15 protein-coding genes are annotated in these 16,400 nt (G+C 65.1%); 7 read left to right on the forward strand and 8 right to left on the reverse strand.

Features of this window, described 5'->3' with window-relative positions; translation table 11 throughout:
* Positions 1-22 precede the first annotated feature (22 nt).
* From MITSMUL_RS02575 to queA, 7 genes are all read left to right on the forward strand, one after another.
* Positions 23-757 (forward strand): YebC/PmpR family DNA-binding transcriptional regulator, encoded by a 735-nt coding sequence (locus tag MITSMUL_RS02575; RefSeq protein ID WP_005839671.1) that lies wholly within the window; start codon positions 23-25, stop codon positions 755-757.
* Between the two features lie 126 nt (positions 758-883).
* Positions 884-1,378 carry a crossover junction endodeoxyribonuclease RuvC gene (gene ruvC / locus MITSMUL_RS02580; RefSeq protein ID WP_005839672.1) on the forward strand — a complete coding sequence of 165 codons (495 nt, stop codon included), beginning with the start codon at positions 884-886 and terminating at the stop codon, positions 1,376-1,378.
* Positions 1,375-1,974, forward strand: a complete 600-nt coding sequence (gene ruvA, locus MITSMUL_RS02585; protein ID WP_005839673.1) for a Holliday junction branch migration protein RuvA — start codon at positions 1,375-1,377, stop codon at positions 1,972-1,974. Before ruvC ends, ruvA begins: the two co-directional genes overlap by 4 nt.
* Before the next feature lie 59 nt (positions 1,975-2,033).
* Positions 2,034-3,011, forward strand: coding sequence for a Holliday junction branch migration DNA helicase RuvB (ruvB, locus tag MITSMUL_RS02590; protein ID WP_040635780.1), 978 nt, complete (start codon positions 2,034-2,036; stop codon positions 3,009-3,011).
* A 29-nt stretch (positions 3,012-3,040) separates the two neighbouring features.
* Positions 3,041-3,673: an epoxyqueuosine reductase QueH gene (locus MITSMUL_RS02595; protein ID WP_040635342.1), complete on the forward strand. Its 633-nt coding sequence runs from the start codon at positions 3,041-3,043 to the stop codon at positions 3,671-3,673.
* Between the two features lie 108 nt (positions 3,674-3,781).
* A complete protein-coding gene (locus MITSMUL_RS02600) occupies positions 3,782-4,981 on the forward strand; it encodes a SpoIID/LytB domain-containing protein (protein WP_005839676.1) in 1,200 nt (399 codons plus the stop codon).
* Positions 4,982-5,011: 30 nt separating this feature from the next.
* Positions 5,012-6,118 (forward strand): tRNA preQ1(34) S-adenosylmethionine ribosyltransferase-isomerase QueA, encoded by a 1,107-nt coding sequence (queA, locus tag MITSMUL_RS02605; RefSeq protein ID WP_005839677.1) that lies wholly within the window; start codon positions 5,012-5,014, stop codon positions 6,116-6,118.
* A gap of 73 nt (positions 6,119-6,191) precedes the next feature.
* Here queA and MITSMUL_RS02610 read toward each other — a convergent pair whose 3' ends face one another.
* The 8 genes from MITSMUL_RS02610 to MITSMUL_RS12285 are packed head-to-tail and all read right to left on the reverse strand — an operon-like array spanning position 6,192 to position 16,397.
* Entirely contained in the window at positions 6,192-6,476 is a 285-nt protein-coding gene (locus tag MITSMUL_RS02610) for a hypothetical protein (RefSeq protein ID WP_005839679.1), read from the reverse strand.
* Between the two features lie 48 nt (positions 6,477-6,524).
* Positions 6,525-7,748 (reverse strand): nitrogenase component 1, encoded by a 1,224-nt coding sequence (locus MITSMUL_RS02615; RefSeq protein ID WP_005839680.1) that lies wholly within the window; start codon positions 7,746-7,748, stop codon positions 6,525-6,527.
* Complete coding sequence (locus tag MITSMUL_RS02620) at positions 7,745-9,100, reverse strand: nitrogenase component 1 (protein WP_244944616.1); 1,356 nt, start codon at positions 9,098-9,100, stop codon at positions 7,745-7,747. Before MITSMUL_RS02620 ends, MITSMUL_RS02615 begins: the two co-directional genes overlap by 4 nt.
* Before the next feature lie 52 nt (positions 9,101-9,152).
* Positions 9,153-10,193, reverse strand: a complete 1,041-nt coding sequence (gene hypE / locus MITSMUL_RS02625; RefSeq protein ID WP_040635344.1) for a hydrogenase expression/formation protein HypE — start codon at positions 10,191-10,193, stop codon at positions 9,153-9,155.
* Positions 10,194-10,195: 2 nt separating this feature from the next.
* Positions 10,196-11,242, reverse strand: a complete 1,047-nt coding sequence (gene hypD, locus MITSMUL_RS02630; RefSeq protein ID WP_005839683.1) for a hydrogenase formation protein HypD — start codon at positions 11,240-11,242, stop codon at positions 10,196-10,198.
* Positions 11,239-11,433: a HypC/HybG/HupF family hydrogenase formation chaperone gene (locus MITSMUL_RS02635; RefSeq protein ID WP_005839684.1), complete on the reverse strand. Its 195-nt coding sequence runs from the start codon at positions 11,431-11,433 to the stop codon at positions 11,239-11,241. The genes hypD and MITSMUL_RS02635 overlap by 4 nt, the downstream gene beginning before the upstream one ends.
* Before the next feature lie 33 nt (positions 11,434-11,466).
* Positions 11,467-13,815, reverse strand: a complete 2,349-nt coding sequence (gene hypF, locus MITSMUL_RS02640) for a carbamoyltransferase HypF (protein ID WP_005839685.1) — start codon at positions 13,813-13,815, stop codon at positions 11,467-11,469.
* A gap of 11 nt (positions 13,816-13,826) precedes the next feature.
* Positions 13,827-16,397 (reverse strand): nitrogenase component 1, encoded by a 2,571-nt coding sequence (locus tag MITSMUL_RS12285; RefSeq protein WP_005839686.1) that lies wholly within the window; start codon positions 16,395-16,397, stop codon positions 13,827-13,829.
* Positions 16,398-16,400: the final 3 nt, after the last annotated feature.

A 16,400-nucleotide genomic window follows, 5' to 3' on the forward strand; every position in this document is an offset into this window, starting at 1 on the left:
TAGATTGAAGGAGCGTTCTTTTATGTCAGGACATTCTAAATGGGCCAATATCAAGCGCAAGAAAGGTGCCAACGATGCCATCCGCGGCAAGATCACGACGAAGATCGGCCGTGAGATCACGATCGCTGTCCGCATGGGCGGCGCAGATCCGACGGGCAACATGCGCCTGAAGCTGGCTCTTTCGAAGGCGAAATCCAACAACATCCCGAAAGACAACATCAAGCGTGCCATCGAGAAAGGCCTCGGCAACTCGGAGAGCGGCACGTACGAAGAGCTCATGTACGAGGGCTACGGCCCGGGCGGCACGGCCGTCATGCTCGACATCCTGACGGACAACCGCAACCGCACGGCTGCTGATGTGCGCCACCTCTTCTCGAAGTTCGGCGGCAACCTCGGCCAGGACGGCTGCGTTGCCTGGATGTTCAAGAAGAAGGCCGTCTTCATCGTCGAGAAAGAGACGTTCGACGACGAGGATGCGCTGATGGAGATCGTGCTCGACGCCGGTGCCGAGGACATGAAGGCAGAGGACGAGGTCTTCGAGATCACGGCTGAGCCGGATGCCTTCGACGATATCGAGAAGGCACTGGGCGAGAAGGGCATCGAGACGGCTTCGGCCGAGGTCACGATGGTCCCGGACACGACGGTCCACCTCGCCGGCAAGGATGCTGAGAAGATGCAGAACCTCATCGACGCACTCGAAGAGAACGACGATGTCCAGAACGTTTACAGCAACTATGAGTCGGACGACGAAGAGTAATCGTCATCCTCGGCGCGCCATGCTGCAAGCAGGCTTTTGAGGCAAGCCTCTACATTCGAACGATCCGAACGTTTCGATCTGTAGAGGCTTGTTTTGGTTATATCTATCAGGTATTTAGGGAGACATATGTTAGCATTAGGAATTGACCCGGGCACAGCCATCTGCGGCTTCGGCTTCGTCGAGTCGCGCGGCAGCCGGCTGATCCCGCGCGCGTACGGCTCCATCTTCACCTCGCCGAAGATGAAGATGGAGGACCGCCTCATGAAGATCTACGACGAGCTCGATGCGCTGATCAAGAAGTACAAGCCCGACGTCATGGGCGTCGAGAAGCTCTTCTTCAACCGCAACGTCACGACGGCCATCCCCGTCGGCCAGGCGCGCGGCATCGTGCTCCTGACGGCGGCCAAGAATGGCCTCAGGCTCGTCGAGCGCACGCCGATGCAGATCAAGCAGGACGTCACGGGCTATGGCAAGGCCGACAAGAAGCAGGTCATCTACATGGTCACGAAGATACTCAATCTGCCCGAGCCGCCGAAGCCCGACGACACGGCCGATGCCCTGGCCATCGCCATCTGCACGACGCATTGCCTCAACAGCATCTCTTGGAGGAACGAACTATGATCGGTTATCTGCACGGCAGGGTCATCGCGCTCTACACGGACTACTGCCTGCTCGACGTCCACGGCGTCGGCTACCGCGTCTTCCTCGCGAACTCGACGCGGGCGAAACTGCGCCTCAAGGAAGAGGCGAGCCTCTTCACCTACACGAGCGTGCGCGAGGACGCCATCGTGCTCTACGGCTTCGCCACCGAGGAGGAGTACGAGCTCTTCCTGCAGCTTATCGGCGTCTCGGGCATCGGCCCGAAAGTCGCGCTCGGCATCCTCTCCGCCATCACGGTCGAGAGCCTCTGCCGCGCCATCCAGAACAAGCAGGCGAGCGTCCTGACGAAGCTGCCGGGCATCGGCAAGAAGTCGGCCGAGCGCCTGATCCTCGAGCTCAAGGATAAAGTCGCCTTCGCAGATAGCGGGGAAGAGGAGCTCCTGACCATCGAGAACGAGGCAGAGGTTGGCGACGATGCCGTCGCCGAGGCCATGGCCGCACTGCAGTCGCTCGGCTACACGCAAGCTGAGATTGCGCCCGTCATCCGCAAGACGGCCAAATACAAGACGACCGAGGCCATTATCAAGGAATCCTTGAAAGCACTCAGTCACATGTAAGATAGGGAGGTGTCATATTGGACGGATTCGATTCCTACGACGAGGACCGCATCGTCGCGATGGACGAGCAGCGCGCCGACGACTGGCAGTACAGCCTGCGCCCGCGCAAGCTGAATGAATACATCGGCCAGGAGAAGGTCAAGGCGAACCTCTCCATCTTCATCCAGGCGGCGCTCTCGCGCGGCGAGGCGCTCGACCACGTGCTGCTCTACGGCCCGCCGGGCCTCGGCAAGACGACGCTGGCCGGCATCATCGCCAACGAGCTCGGCGTCAACTTCCGCCAGACGTCCGGCCCCGCCATCGAGCGGAGCGGCGACCTCGCAGCTCTGCTGACGAACCTGCAGGAGCACGACGTGCTCTTCATCGACGAGATCCACCGCCTCTCGCACAGCGTCGAAGAAGTGCTCTACTCTGCGATGGAGGACTTCGCGCTCGACATCATCATCGGCAAGGGACCGAGCGCGCGTTCCATCCGGCTCGACATCGCGCCGTTTACGCTGATCGGCGCGACGACGAAGGCCGGCGCGCTCGCCGCCCCCTTGCGCGACCGCTTCGGCGTCATCTCGCGGCTCGAGTACTACACGCCCGACGCGCTCGTGCACATCATCAAGCGCGCCGCCGAGATCCTCGACATCGCCATCGAGGACGAGGGCGCGCTCGAGATCGCGCGCCGTAGCCGCGGTACCCCGCGCGTCGCGAACAGGCTCTTGAAGCGCGTGCGCGACGTCGCCCAGATCGAGGGCTCCGGCACCATCACGAACGAGATTGCCGACAAGGCCCTGCGCATGCTCGAGGTCGACAAGGCCGGCCTCGACCACACCGACCGCCGCATGCTGCGCACGATGATCGAGAAGTTCGCGGGCGGCCCCGTCGGGCTCGACACGCTCGCCGCCGCCATCAGCGAGGCGCGCGACACCATCGAGGACGTCTACGAGCCCTACCTCATCCAGCTCGGCTTCATCAACCGCACGCCGCGCGGCCGTATCGTCACCGAGGCCGGCTACCGCCACCTCGGCATCCCGTATCCCGAAAAATAAGCAAGCAATCCATAAGAGAGGTGAGCCATTTGCGCCTGTTACTCCATATGTGCTGCGGCCCGTGCTCCTGCTATCCCGTCAAGAAACTGCGGGAAGAGGGCATCGAGCCCGTCGGCTATTTCTTCAACCCGAACATCCATCCCTATAAAGAGTGGGACATGCGCCTAAAGACCGCGAAGGAATTCTCCGAGAAAGTCGGCATGGAATTCCACGCCGACGAACACTACCGCCTGCGCGACTTCCTCAAGAAGGCCCTGCCCGCCGAAGCCCTGCCGAACGGCCGCTGCCAGATGTGCTACACCTGGCGCCTCGAAGAGACCGCGCGCTTTGCCGCCGAACACGGCTTCGACGCCTTCACCTCGACGCTCTTTTACAGCATCTACCAGCAGCACGATTTGATGCGCCGCACGGCCGAGCATTTCGCCGAGCAGTACGGCGTCGCCTTCCACTACGAAGACTTCCGCCCCGGCTGGCAGGAGGGCATCGACATCAGCCACGAGCTTGACCTCTACCGCCAGCCCTACTGCGGCTGCATCTTCAGTGAAGAAGAGCGCTACTCCCGCGAGATCCGCAAGCAGCGCAAGAAAGAGAACAAAGCCAAGAAGCGCGCCCGCCTAGAGCGCGAGGCCCGCGAGGCAAAAGCCGCCGCTGCCAATTCCTAAAAGCCTAAAAGCCTTCCCCGTGCACGGGGAAGGTGCCGAGCTTGTGAGGCGGAAGGGGCTCATGGACTCGTCAGGAACTCGTTGCAATCGTGAAGGGGAGTGTACGGAATGCGAAGATTTTTGTTAGCCGCGCTAGTTGGCACATTGGTACTGTCAGCCACGGCCCCGGCCATGGCGCGCCATGCGCCAGCCTCGGCCAAATCCGCCAAGGCATCTGTAACAGCGGCCCAGCCCGCCAAGCAGGCACCCGACCTGCGCGTCGGCCTCGCGAGCGGCAGGGCGAGCGTCACCATCACGCCGGCGGGAGGCAAGGCCACCGCGCAGACCGAGTCATCGAAGACGATCACGCTGGCCGCTAATGACGCCGCCGCCATCCGCTGGCAGGCGGGCGCCTTCCTCGTCGGCCGCGAGAAGCTGCGCGGCGAGGTCCTGACCATCCGCCCGAGCGGGGCAGGGGAGCTCGCATTGGACGGCCGCCGCTATCGCGGTGCACTCGAGCTGCGCCACAAGGGCGGGGGACTGACCGCCGTCAACATCGTGCCGGTCGACGATTACCTATTGAGTGTTGTGCCGGAGGAGATGCCGGTCGACTGGCCGGCGGAGGCCATCAAGGCGCAGAGTGTCGCGGCGCGCAGCTTTGCGCTCGCGAGCCGCGGCCGCCATGCCAGCGAGGGCTACGACCTCTGCACGACGACGCACTGCCAGCTCTACACCGGCACTGCCGCCGAGAAGTCTGCCTCGAACGCCGCCATCAAGGCGACGCGCGGCGAGGTGCTGATGTACGGCGGCAAGCCAATCGAGGCGCTGTTCCACACGGACAGCGGCGGCATGACGGAAAACAGCGAGGATGTCTGGGGCAGCCATGTGCCATATCTGCGCGCTGCCAAGGACACGCCGGCAAAGACGATGCCGTGGACAAAGACGATCAGCAGGGCCGACCTCGAGCGCAAGCTCGCGGCCAAGGGCCATGATATCGGCAAAATCCGCTCCATCGCGCTCTCGCCGCTCGCCATTGGCCGCTCTGCCAAGGATCGCACGGCGTCGGGCCGCGTCAAGACGATGACGGTGAAGGGCACGAAGGGCACGGTGACTTTGAGCGGCACCACCTGGCGCAGCCTGCTCGGCCTCAAGAGCACGCTCTTTGATGCGAAGCTCGCCAAGGACATGGTCACTTTCACGGGCTATGGCTCCGGCCACGGCCTCGGCATCTCGCAGTGGGGAGCCGAGCGCATGGCCGCGAAGGGCAAGTCCTACGCAGACATCCTGCACCACTATTACACCGGCACTACATTGCAGCAACTGTACTGAAAATAGAAAATAGATGAGAGGTTTTATTTTATGTTATTATCCGATTTTGATTACGATCTGCCAGAAGAGCGCATCGCCCAGGTGCCGATTGAGCCGCGCAATGCCTCGCGCCTCATGGTGCTCGACCCGGTGACGAAGGAGATTGAGCACCGCCACTTCTACGACCTCAAGGAATTCCTCGAGCCGGGCGACACGCTGATCTTCAACGACACGCGCGTCATGCCGGCCCGCCTGATCGGCCACCGCGACCAGACGGGCGGCAGGGTCGAGGTCTTCCTCTTGCGCCGCCTCGACGCGAACCATTGGGAGACGCTCGTCAAGCCGGGCAAGAAGGCGAAGCCGGGCAATGTCATCCGCTTCGGCGATGAGCTCTCGTGTACCGTTACCGAGCACACGGACTTCGGCGGCCGCATCGTCGAGTTCCACTACGATGGCATCTTTGAGGAGATCCTCGACCGCCTCGGCGAGACGCCACTGCCGCCGTACATCCACGAGAAGCTCGAGGACAAGGAGCGCTACCAGACGGTCTATAACCGCGAGGAGGGCTCGGCCGCCGCGCCGACGGCCGGCCTGCACTTCACGAAGGAGCAGATGCAGGAGCTGCGCGAGATGGGTGTCAACCTCGGCTTCGTCACGCTGCACGTCGGCCTCGGCACGTTCCGCCCGGTCAATGTCGAGAACATCGAGGAGCACGAGATGCACAAGGAGTACTACTGCATCCCCGACGAGACAGCGAAGCTCATCATGGATACGAAGAAGGCCGGCCACCGCGTCATCGCCGTCGGCACGACGAGCATCCGCACGCTCGAGTCCGCTGCCACGGCCAAGAACGAGATTGCCGGCAAGAGCGGCTGGACGGGCATCTTCATCTACCCGGGCTATGACTTCAAGATTGTCGACGCCATCATCACGAATTTCCACCTGCCCAAGTCCACGCTGATCATGCTCATCAGCGCCTTCGCCGGCCGCAACTTCGTGCTGAACGCCTACAAGACCGCCGTCGAGATGAAGTACCGCTTTTTCTCGTTTGGCGATGCCATGTTCATTCGCCGCAAGCAGCCCGATGCGGAGCGCGCGGAAGAACTCAAGGAGCTCGAGGAACTCGACCGCCAGCGCGAGGCTGAGGGAAAAGCATAATCTGCTTTATGATAGCGAAAGAGCCGCATGTCATCGGAACATGCGGCTCTTTTTTGTATGATGTTGATTTGTCTTATTTCCGCTGCAGGCGCTTCCAGCCGAGGTAGAGGTGGCTGGCGAAGAAGAAGGCCATGCCGATGAGGAACAGGGCGGCGGCCATGGGCGTGGTGACCTGCTGCCAGGCGGATTCGCCGTAGGTCATCGTGCCGGCGGCGTTCATGAGCAGCAGGAAGAAGAAGGCCTTGAGGCGGTAGAGGCGCTTGAGGCGGCCGAGACGCTGCAGGGCGAGGGTGAAGATCGAGAAGCCGAACGTCTGGATGAGCGCGTAGGCGAAGGTGTGGGCAATGGTCAATAACATGGGGACTCCTTTGCAAATGAGAAATAGTTTCGCTTGCGATATGCACTATTATACATCATTCTGCTGGAGTGTGCGCAGGATTTTTTGCACGAAAGCTGCGAAGGGGGCAGCTTCGATGAGATTGGGGATGTCCTTCTCGTAGAGTCGGCCGGAGAAGGCGATGTGCGGCAGCGGGACGAAGGCGGCAGCAGGTGGGCAGATGGGCTCGTAGAGCGGGTCTGCGATGATGAGGCCGGCCTCATGCAGGCGGGGAATCAGCTCGCATTCGTCCGTCAGGCAGAGCGTGCCGGGCTGCAGGAGCTCGCTGTCGGTTTCCATCGGCACGATGGCCGTGATGGGCGAGCGGGGCAGACCGAGCGCCGCCTCGAGGGCGCGGGCCAGCGACTCAGCAAAGACCGTCTCCCCGATGATATAAGCCGGCCTGCCTGCAAGGGCATTGCTCGGTGCATTGCTCGGTGTATCGATTGGCTGCAGCTGCGGGAAGGGGAGACCGATAAGGTACGGGATGCCAGCGTGCTCGCGCAGGACGCGCGCGGCGCCGAGGCCGCCGTAGCTCACGACGAGGTCTAGGTCGGCGCGGTATGAGGCGAGGATGGTATCGAGGTCAGAATCCATGGCCCAGCAGCTCGTGACGCGGCAGCCGCGCGCCTCGAGCCAGTGCCGGATGGAGCCGATGCTGCCGTTCATGGCGAAGTCGAGCGGTGTCGCGCCGAGCACGTTGACGCAGAGCGGGGCAGGGGCCTTGGCCTGCACGAAGCGGGCGAGACTTTCCTCGCTGAGCCAGTCGGGCGCTGTTGGCGCTGGGGCGGCGTCCGACTCTGACAGGGACTGGCAGGCGAGGTCGGCTAGCTTTTGCAAGGCGAAGTAGATGCCGCGCTCGTAGTAGTGCATGCTGTTCGTCGGCAGGGTGAAGGCAGGGATGCCGGTCTTCTTCTCGAGGATGCGGCAGATGGCGCGGCAGTCGGTGGCGATCATATGGGCGATCTGCGAGGGGATCAGGCAGATAAAGCGCGGCTGGAGCTCTTTGGCAGCTGCTTCGATATCTGCGATGAGTTTGGCGTCGTTGCCGAGGATGGCGTCCTGCTCGGTCAGGGCGGAGACGAAGATTTGGCTCGGCTCCTTGAACCAGCGCGGCTCGTCGTGCGTCGTGTATGTCGAGTTGCAGCCCGAGGGGTCGTGGATGACGACCATGCCGCCGAGCTCGTAGAGTGCAGAGCAGACGCCGAAGGTATCGGCTGAGTAGGTAGAGAGGATGCGGGCAGTCTGTTTCATAGCAGTGATGGGCCTCCTAATCCCTTGCGCCGGACGTTTGACTCGATGTCCTTAGGCTCTCGGTAGGCTGCCACCATGTCACTGGCCAGCGCCTTGATGGCAGAGAAGCCCCAGCGGCCGCCGCCTTCCACCATGTTGACGAAGTACGGCGTGTTCTGGAAAAACGCCGCCTTCTGGCCGAGGGCGAGGACGGGGGGACCAGATGAATGGGACGGGCGCGGTAAAAGGCGCAGCGCAGGGGCCTTGGTCGGCCAGAGCTCCGTATCGCCATGGTTCTCCTGCAGCCAGCGGAAATCTGCCTCTTCTTCTGCGCTTATCGCATCGGCGTAGATCGCCTTGACATGGAAGCCGTGCGCGAGCAGCAGGCGCGCGAGCGAGAAGGGGCGGAAGGTGAAGGTCAGGTCGAGGGCAATCGGCGTTTCTTGGATGATGCTTCGTGCGCTGGCAAGTGCCTGCTCGGCCCGCTCGCGGGCGGCGCGGCAGTCCGGCGCGTCTGCGCCGATGCGGCAGGCGAGCTCCTGCAGCAGTCCTTCGATAGCGTCTCCCGACCAGACCTGTGGCAGGTAGAGATAATCCTGCTGCAGGCGCTCCTTGAGATCGCGCACGGCGGGCAGGCTGAAGGGATTCGTGTAGAGGTTGAGCGAGGAGGCGCCGAGCTCCTGGAACTCGGCGTAGCTCGTGCAGCCGGCCATATCGCGGATCTGCCAGCCGCTCTCTTTGAGCAGCCGCCAGGCGTCGCTCTCGGGGGCGGTCTTTAGATTGTTGCCGAAAAAGGCGGCCTGCTTCTTCTTGGGCCGCTCGTGCAGCAGTCGGCTGATGGCGCGGCGCAGGCGCTCTTCGGGCGTCAGGTGGCGCGTCTGGCGGATCGGGTCCATGAAGCACTCGGCGAAGTCGATGTCCGGGTACTTCGCGCGGAGCTCGCGGTAGACGTAGCGCAGGTTGCAGCCGAGGAAGTGGTGGACGCATGCGGGGAAGAGCAGCACGGCGCGCGGCCGCTCGGGCAGGCGCGCGAGGATGTCGGCGACGCCCGCGAGGATCAGGCGCTCGTTGTCGCGGCCCGTCAGGTCGGTTTCGCGGAGCTCAATGGAAGAAAAGCGTCCCATGAGCCCCATCTCGGCGGCGGTCAGCACGACGCCGCGCAGGCAGCCGGAAGCGCAGATGAAGATCTGGTGGGACTCGGGGACGAGCATGCCCGTGTGGACGATGTTCCAGGTGCCGCGGCAGGGCGGCGAGTACTCGAGCCCGTGCGGAAAAGGCGCGGGGAAGGCGGCCTCGCGCGCGTGCAGCATGGGCGAAGCCGGTATGCCGTCCGCTTCGGGTGCAGGAGAGATTCGCTTGAGCAAGGGATTCACCTCAGTTCATTGATCATTGGTCAGTGGCAGGGATTCATTGGCGGGGATGGGCTCAGCAGATGCGCGGCAGCAGCTCGCCAGACGGCTCGGGCAGCAGCGTCTTCGTGCCAATCTCCGTGCGCAGGACGACGCGGCCCGAGAAGTCTGGCGTGACATGGCCGATGATGGCCGCCTGCCGCGAGTCGGGCAGCGCGCGCAGGGTCTCGACGAGCTTTGGCGCGATGGCCTGCGGCGCGAAGAGGACGAGGCGCCCCTCGCAGGCGAGGTAGAGCGGCTCGAGTCCCAAGAGACCGCAGACGCCGCGGACCTCCGGTGCGACGGGGATGGCGGGGGCATCGAGCTCGATGCCGACGTGGCTCTCGGCGGCAATCTCGTGCAGCACGGTGCCGACGCCGCCGCGCGTGGCATCGCGTATCGTGTGGATGGCGGACTTGTCGGGCACGGCCGCGAAGAGGGCCCTGACGGTCGCGGCGAGCGGCGCGCAGTCGCTCGTGATGGCAGCGTCGATGGCGAAGTCGCGGCGCGCGACGAGGATGGCGGCCCCGTGGCGGCCGACGTCGCCCGTAACGATGATGGCGTCGCCTGCTTCGGCGCGCGAGCCGGAGGGCTCAGCGTCAGGCAGCAGCTCGCCAAGGCCCGTCGTCGTGATGAAGACGCCGTCGACCTGGCCGCGCCCGGCGACTTTCGTGTCGCCCGCGACGATGCGCACGCCGGCAGCTTTAGCCGTCTCTGCCATCGCGGCGGCGATGGCGTCGAGGTCCCGTAGCGGGAATCCTTCCTCAATCTGGAAGGCGCAGGAGAGGTAGCGCGGCACGGCGCCCATGCAGGCGAGGTCGTTGACCGTGCCGCAGATGCTGAGCTTGCCGATGTTGCCGCCTGGGAACTGCCAGGGCGAGACGATGAAGCCGTCCGTCGTGAAGGCGGTCCTGCCCGTGGCGAAATTGCCGACGGGCAGGATGGCTGCATCGTCGGCGGTGAAGTCGGGGTTCTGGAAGTGGCGCGCAAAGACGCGCGCGATGAGCGCGGCCGTCTGGCGGCCGCCCGCGCCGTGCGCCAATGTGACGCGGGCATCGTCTGGGAATTCAGCAGTCATGATCATAACCCTCCATAGAGATAATAGGCCGAGCAGGCGCCCTCGCGCGAGACCATGCAGGCGCCGACGGGGTGGTCCGGCGTGCAGGCTTTGCCGTAGAGCGGGCAGTCCACAGGCCTTGCGAGGCCCTGCAGGATGGCGCCGCAGCGGCAGGCGGGGTTGGCCCGGCCAGTCATCGCGGGCAGGGCGAAGCGCTTCCGCGCGTCGCGTGCGGCAAAGGCTTCGCGCAGCTGCAGGCCGCTCTCCTTGAGCACGCCGAGCCCGCGCCATTCAGCATCGCAGGGCTCCATATACGCTGCGACGAGTGCCTGCGCGGCGGGATTGCCCTCGGGGCGCACGACGCGCGGATAGCAGTTGGCGAAGAAGGGCCTATCCGCCTGCACCTTCTCGAGGATGGTGGCGAGCGCGCGCAGGAGCTCGCCAGCGGTGAAGCCCGCGACGACGCCGGAGATGCCCTCTCTTGTCAGCGATTCGGGCAGGCTTGTCCCCGTGATGGCGCAGACGTGGCCGGGGTAGAGGTAGGCGTCCGTGTGGCTGGCCATCGCAGTGTAGGCGGCGGGCATCGTCTTGTTGGCCGTCAGCAGGGAGAAGTTCGCCGTGTGCTGCGCTTCGGCGTGACGGAGCGCGAGGCAGGCGGTGGGCGTCGTCGTCTCGAAGCCGACGGAGAGGAAGACGGTCTCTTCTTCGGGATGTTCGGTGGCGTAGGTCACGGCGTCGAGCGGCGTGTAGACGACCTGGACGCGGGCGCCGCGGCTGCGCGCCTCGGCTAAGGTCCCCGCTGTGCCCGGCACGCGCACGAGGTCGCCGAACGTGCAGATGGTGGCATGGCACTTCTCGGCAAGGTAGAGCGCCTCATCGATATAGGAGACGGGCGTCACGCAGACGGGGCAGCCGGGACCCGAGATGAGCTCGACCGCTTCGGGCAGCAGGCTGCGGATGCCGAGCCGAAAGATCTCGTGCGTGTGGGTGCCGCAGACTTCCATGATGCGGACCTTCGGGCCCCGATAGCCGGTGATGATGGCGCGGTCCCTTGCGGCAGCTGCGTTCATTCCGGTACCTCCTCGTCTTCGTTGTCTTCCGTGATCTTTGCGATGGCCACGCCGGCGTGGACCATGACGTAGTCGCCAGTGTCGATGTCGGAGAGCAGCTCGGCGGAGACTTCGCGGCGGGCGCCGGAGGCGTCGACGAGCGCCATGCCATCCTGGATGCGCACGACTTTAGCGGGTAAACCGACACACATGATAAGACTTCCTTTCGTGATTCCGTAATAAGACTATTTTTCCTGCAGGGCGTACATGGCAAAGGCGGCCTGCCCGACGCAGATGCCGCCGTCGTTCGGCGGCAGCAGGCTGTGCAGCAGGGGCTGGAAGCCCGCCGCCTCGAGACTGTCTTTCACTAGGCGCGTCAGCAGCAGGTTCTGGAAGACGCCGCCACTGAGGGCGACGGTGCTGAGGCCCGTCTCTCTGCGGGCGCGCTCGCAGCCTGCGACGATCATCTCGGCGAGGGCCTGGTGGAAGCGATAGGCGAGCTCTTCAGCCGCCCGGCCCTGCTGATGGCGCGCGTAGAGTGCGCCAAAGAGCGCCGTCGTCGGCAGCAGGAAGCGGCCGTCTGCTGCCTCATGCAGCGGCAGGTCGAGCGAACCGTCCGTGCCTTCCGCACTCTCGGCGGCAAACTGCAGGGCCATCGAGGCCTCACCCTCGAAGGTGGACTCGCGCCGCAGGCCCAGGAGGGCGCTGACGCCGTCGAAGAGGCGGCCGGCGCTCGTCGACTCGATGCAGTTGACGTGCTGGCGCAGCATGAAGGACTGCGCCGCGAATTCCTTTTCGTCACAGAGGCCGAGCGCGAGGCACTGTTCTTTCCAGACGGCATCGACTTCGGCTGCGCTGCGGCCTGCCATCGTGCGTACAAGCGTATCCCGTAGCAGGCTGACGGCGATGCGCCAGCCCTCGCGCGAGGACTTGTCGCCGCCGGCCTGCGAGAAGGGCTCGATGGAGCCGAGCCGCCGGAAGCCCTTGTAGTCGGCGAGCAGGAACTCGCCGCCCCAGATCGTGCTGTCGGTGCCGTAGCCCGTGCCGTCGAACGAGACGCCGATGACGGGCGCCTGCTGGTCGTTCTCGGCCATGCAGGAGAGGATGTGCGCGTAGTGGTGCTGGACCTTGAAGAGCGGCACGCCGGCTTCCTTGGCGAGCGCTTCGGCGACGGCCGAAGTGTTGTAGCGCGGGTGCAGGTCGCAGGCGATGGCCTCAGGGCGGTTCTCGAGCAGGGATTCCATGAGCTGGACGGAATCCTTGAGCGCGAGCACGGTGCGCAGGTCGCTCATGTCGCCGATGTACGGAGACGGGTAGAAGAGGTGGCTGCTCGCGAGGCAGAAGGTGTTCTTGAGCTCGCCGCCGATGCCGAGCACCTGCCCTTGGAGCGGGGCGCTGAGCATGAAGGGCAGCGGGGCGAAGCCGCGGCTGCGGCGCACCATGTAGGGCCTGCCCGCAAACCAGTCCATGACGGAGTCGTCGGCGCGCAGGCGGATGCGGCGGTCGTGCGAGAGGATCACGTCGCAGAGAGGCGCAAGTGTCTCCTCGGCCTCCTCGTCATTGTGGCAGATCGGCGCGCCCGAGGGATTGCCGCTCGTCATGACGAGCATGGCGGGGACTTCGGGCGTCTCATGGTCTTCGGGGTAGTCGAAGATCAGCATCTGCACGGGCGCGTAGGGCAGCATGACGCCGACCTTTGGGTTGCCCGGCGCGACGCTCGGCGCGAGCGGGCTGTCCTCGCGGCGGCGCAGCAGCAGGATGGGCTTCTGGTGGCCCGTCATCATCTCGGCTTCGCCCGGCTCGAGGTGGCAGGCGCGCCGGGCCGTCTCTTCGTCGCGCATCATGACGGCAAAGGGCTTCTGCGGACGGTGTTTGAGTGTGCGCAGGCGGTGGACGGCCGCTTCATCCGTCGCGTCGCAGGCGAGGTGGAAGCCGCCGATGCCCTTGATGGCCGCGATGCCGCCTGATGCGAGGACGCGGCGCACGGCGCGGATGGCATCGGCGCCGCGGACGTCTTCGTGGCCGAGCAGGTAGACCTGCGGCCCGCAAGCATTGCAGCAGACGGGCTGCGCATCGTAGCGGCGGCTCTCCGGCGAGACGTACTCCTTGTGGCAGGCCGCGCACATCGGGAACTCCTTCATGCTCGTGCGCTCGCGGTCGTACGGCATGGACTCGAGGATGGTCAGGCGCGGGCCGCAGGCCGTGCAGTTGATGAAGGGGTGCAGGTAGCGGCGGTCTTTGGGGTCGAAGAGCTCAGCGCGGCACTTGTCGCAGGTCGCGATGTCCGGCGAGACGAAGATGTCGCCGCGCTCCTTGGCGCTCTCGATGATGGCAAAATCCGCATAGGGCGGAGCGGCGTCGGTCACCTCGTGCACGTCGACCTTGAGGATGGCCGCGCGCTCCGGGGCCTTCTTCGGGATGCCCTCGACAAATTGCTGCAGTGCTGCGTCATTACCCTCGGCAAAGACTTCGACATAGGGGCCCTTGTTGCAGACGGTGCCGCGTATCTGGCAGGCATCGGCAAGACGGCTCACGAACGGGCGGAAGCCGACACCCTGCACGATGCCGTAGATCTTGATGTTCAAACGTTTCATAGACTCAATCCTCAGTTGCTGATAGAATTCTTGGCGTATTCAAGTGTTCTCGATGGGTGCATGGGTGCTTTGCGGCCGGAAAGCGCGAAGTGCGGCAGGTCAAGGAGGGTGCCGCCAAACGGTTTCGGCACGGCGCGCGTGAGCAGAGCATCGCCGATGACGATTGCATCGGGATGTGCCTGCAGGTAAGCGTGGAAGTCCTGCTCGCCGCGGAAGTGCAGGTCGCCTTTCCGCTGGAGTGCCCGGTCGAGCGCGAAGAAGCTGCCGACCGCCACAGCGGCCGCGGGCAGCGCGGGGAAGCGCTGGCAGATGGCAAGGCGCAGGCCGTTGGCAAGGATCTGCTGGTGCACGATGAGCACCTCCCTGGGCTGCCCGTCCTGAAGCAGGGCCGCAAGACGGCTCAGTACAGCGGAGAACGCCTCGTGGATAAAGGCGGGCGGCAGTTCTGTCCGGATGGGGATGTTCCATTGGCGCTGCAGGCGGCGGGCGGCCTTGAGCCCCGTTGGCGAGACGACGAGCAGCTCCTTGAGCCGCGCGGCCTCGCGGAAGTCATCGAGCCGGTCGAAGAAGCGGACGGGGGTGCCCGCCGTGTCTGCTTCTTCTCCGCCAAGCAGGGCGCGCAAAGATGCAGACTCTGCTCTCGAGAAGTCAAGCGGCGTCAGGCCGAGTACGCCGAGCTCTGTGCGCGGTGCAGCGAGCGGGATGGGCGCCGCGAACTTCTGCACGAGCGCATCATAAGCGGCGCTTGCGCCTCTGTCGTAGAGCCGCGTGCCGTCCGTGCGCACGGCGATGGCCGGCAGGAATGTCTCCTTCTCGACCATGCGGCAGAGGGCGCGGAAGTCGGTGGCGATGATGGCGGGCACCGGCGTGCTGACAAGTCCGACAAAGGAGACGGTGAGCTCGGCGGCTGCCTCGCGGATCTTTGCGACGAGATTGGCGTCGCGGCCCATGATGGCGTCCATGTCGCGCAGGCCTGCGCTGAATACGGCGGACGGCGCGGCCTCTTCCTGCCAGCGCGGCTCGTCGAAGCCGCAGATGTTGCCCGCGCAGCCGCCCGCATCGACGATGACCGTCATGCCGCCGAGCGGGTAGAGCACGGCGGCCGCGCCGGCCGTATCGGGGGCAAACGGCGGCAGGGCGAGCGAGAGGCGCGGCAGCGTGGAGACGGTGTGGGAGCTCTCGCGGACCGGCAGCTCATCCGAACTCTCCGCTGCCTCTTTATCTGCTGTATCTATATCATTATCGTCATCATCGTCGCGCATTGCCGCCGCCATGCGCTCGAAGAGGGCGCGGACGGCCTGATAGCCGAAGGGCTGCTCCTCATCGTTCCACGTCACGTGCTTGGCATGCGGATGGCAGAGGCAGGCGTCGGCGCCGAGCGCGAGCGTGACGGCGCGGTCCTCCCGATAGCAGAGCATGGTCGGCTCGAGCAGCGAGTAGATGCGCGTAGCGGGGGAGCACCTCGCGAGCTCGCGCAGGTAGAAGGCATCGGCGGCTGACGGCACGGCGAAGATCTCGCGGACTTCGAGGCCGCGTTTGGCGAGGGCCAGAGCGAGCTCGAAGGGGTTGGCGTTGAGGCGGCTGCCGATGGCGAGCACTGTCTCGCGCCCGTACTGCTGGCAGAATGCGTCAGCAGCCTGTTCGGCCTGCTCGCGTGCCTCGGCGGCGGCGAAGGACTCCGGCGCGCTGCCGAGGATATGGGCGAGGGCCTGATACTGCTTCGCGATCTTGGCTGTCTCGTAGAGCCGCCGCAGGCGGATGGCGGGGATGCCGAGCCGCTTCTCGAGCGCGAGGGCAGCGCCCATCGCCTCGTCGCTGAGCACGAGATTGAAGTTGGCTGCCGCGAGCGATGCGAATTCCTCGTACGTCTGGCAGCGCGCGAGCTCCGCGGCCCTGCGGATGCCTGCCTTCTCTAGCAGCGAGAAGAGCTCCGAGTCTCTTGCGACCGGCGTGAAGAAGCCGAGCAGGTTGGCCTGACGGGCCCACTTTTGGCGCGGTTGCAGCAGACCGTAGATCGTCTCGCGCACGGCCTGCATCGGCGGGCGCTGGCTCTCGCGCGTCAGCGCGTACATGTAGCAGGGGCGCACGGGGACGCCTGCGGCCGCTTCGGCCTTGCGGCAGACGCGCTCCATATCGGTGCCGAGCAGTGCGTCGGCACACGTCAGGCAGACCATGACGACGGAGGGGCGCTCCCTGCGGCTGGCGACGAACGCGCAGACGGCCTCGGGGATGCGCTGCAGATGGCTGCCCGTGACGATGCCCGCCTCATCGAGCGCGAGGTAGGCGAAGCGCTCGCCATAGTGGCCGCTGCCCGAGAGCGCCGCGGTGTTGCGGCCGCAGCAGCCGGGCGAGACGAGCAGCATGATGCTGCCGGGGATGCTGAGCCCCGCACGCTTGACGCCGAAGCCCTGCGCGCCCGGCGAGTTGAAGTCGATGGCCGCCGGCGTGTTGCAGATGAGATGCGCGTCCGTGCGCAGTTCAGGCGGGATGCCGCCGGCACCATTTTCCTCGATGCGGCGGGCGAGTTCCTGCACGGTGATCGAGTAGGCAGCTCTTGAAGCACTGTCTTGCTGTTGCATCATCTG

Origin of the sequence: Mitsuokella multacida DSM 20544 (assembly GCF_000155955.1) — a bacterium.
GTDB classification, from domain to species: Bacteria; Bacillota; Negativicutes; order Selenomonadales; family Selenomonadaceae; genus Mitsuokella; species Mitsuokella multacida.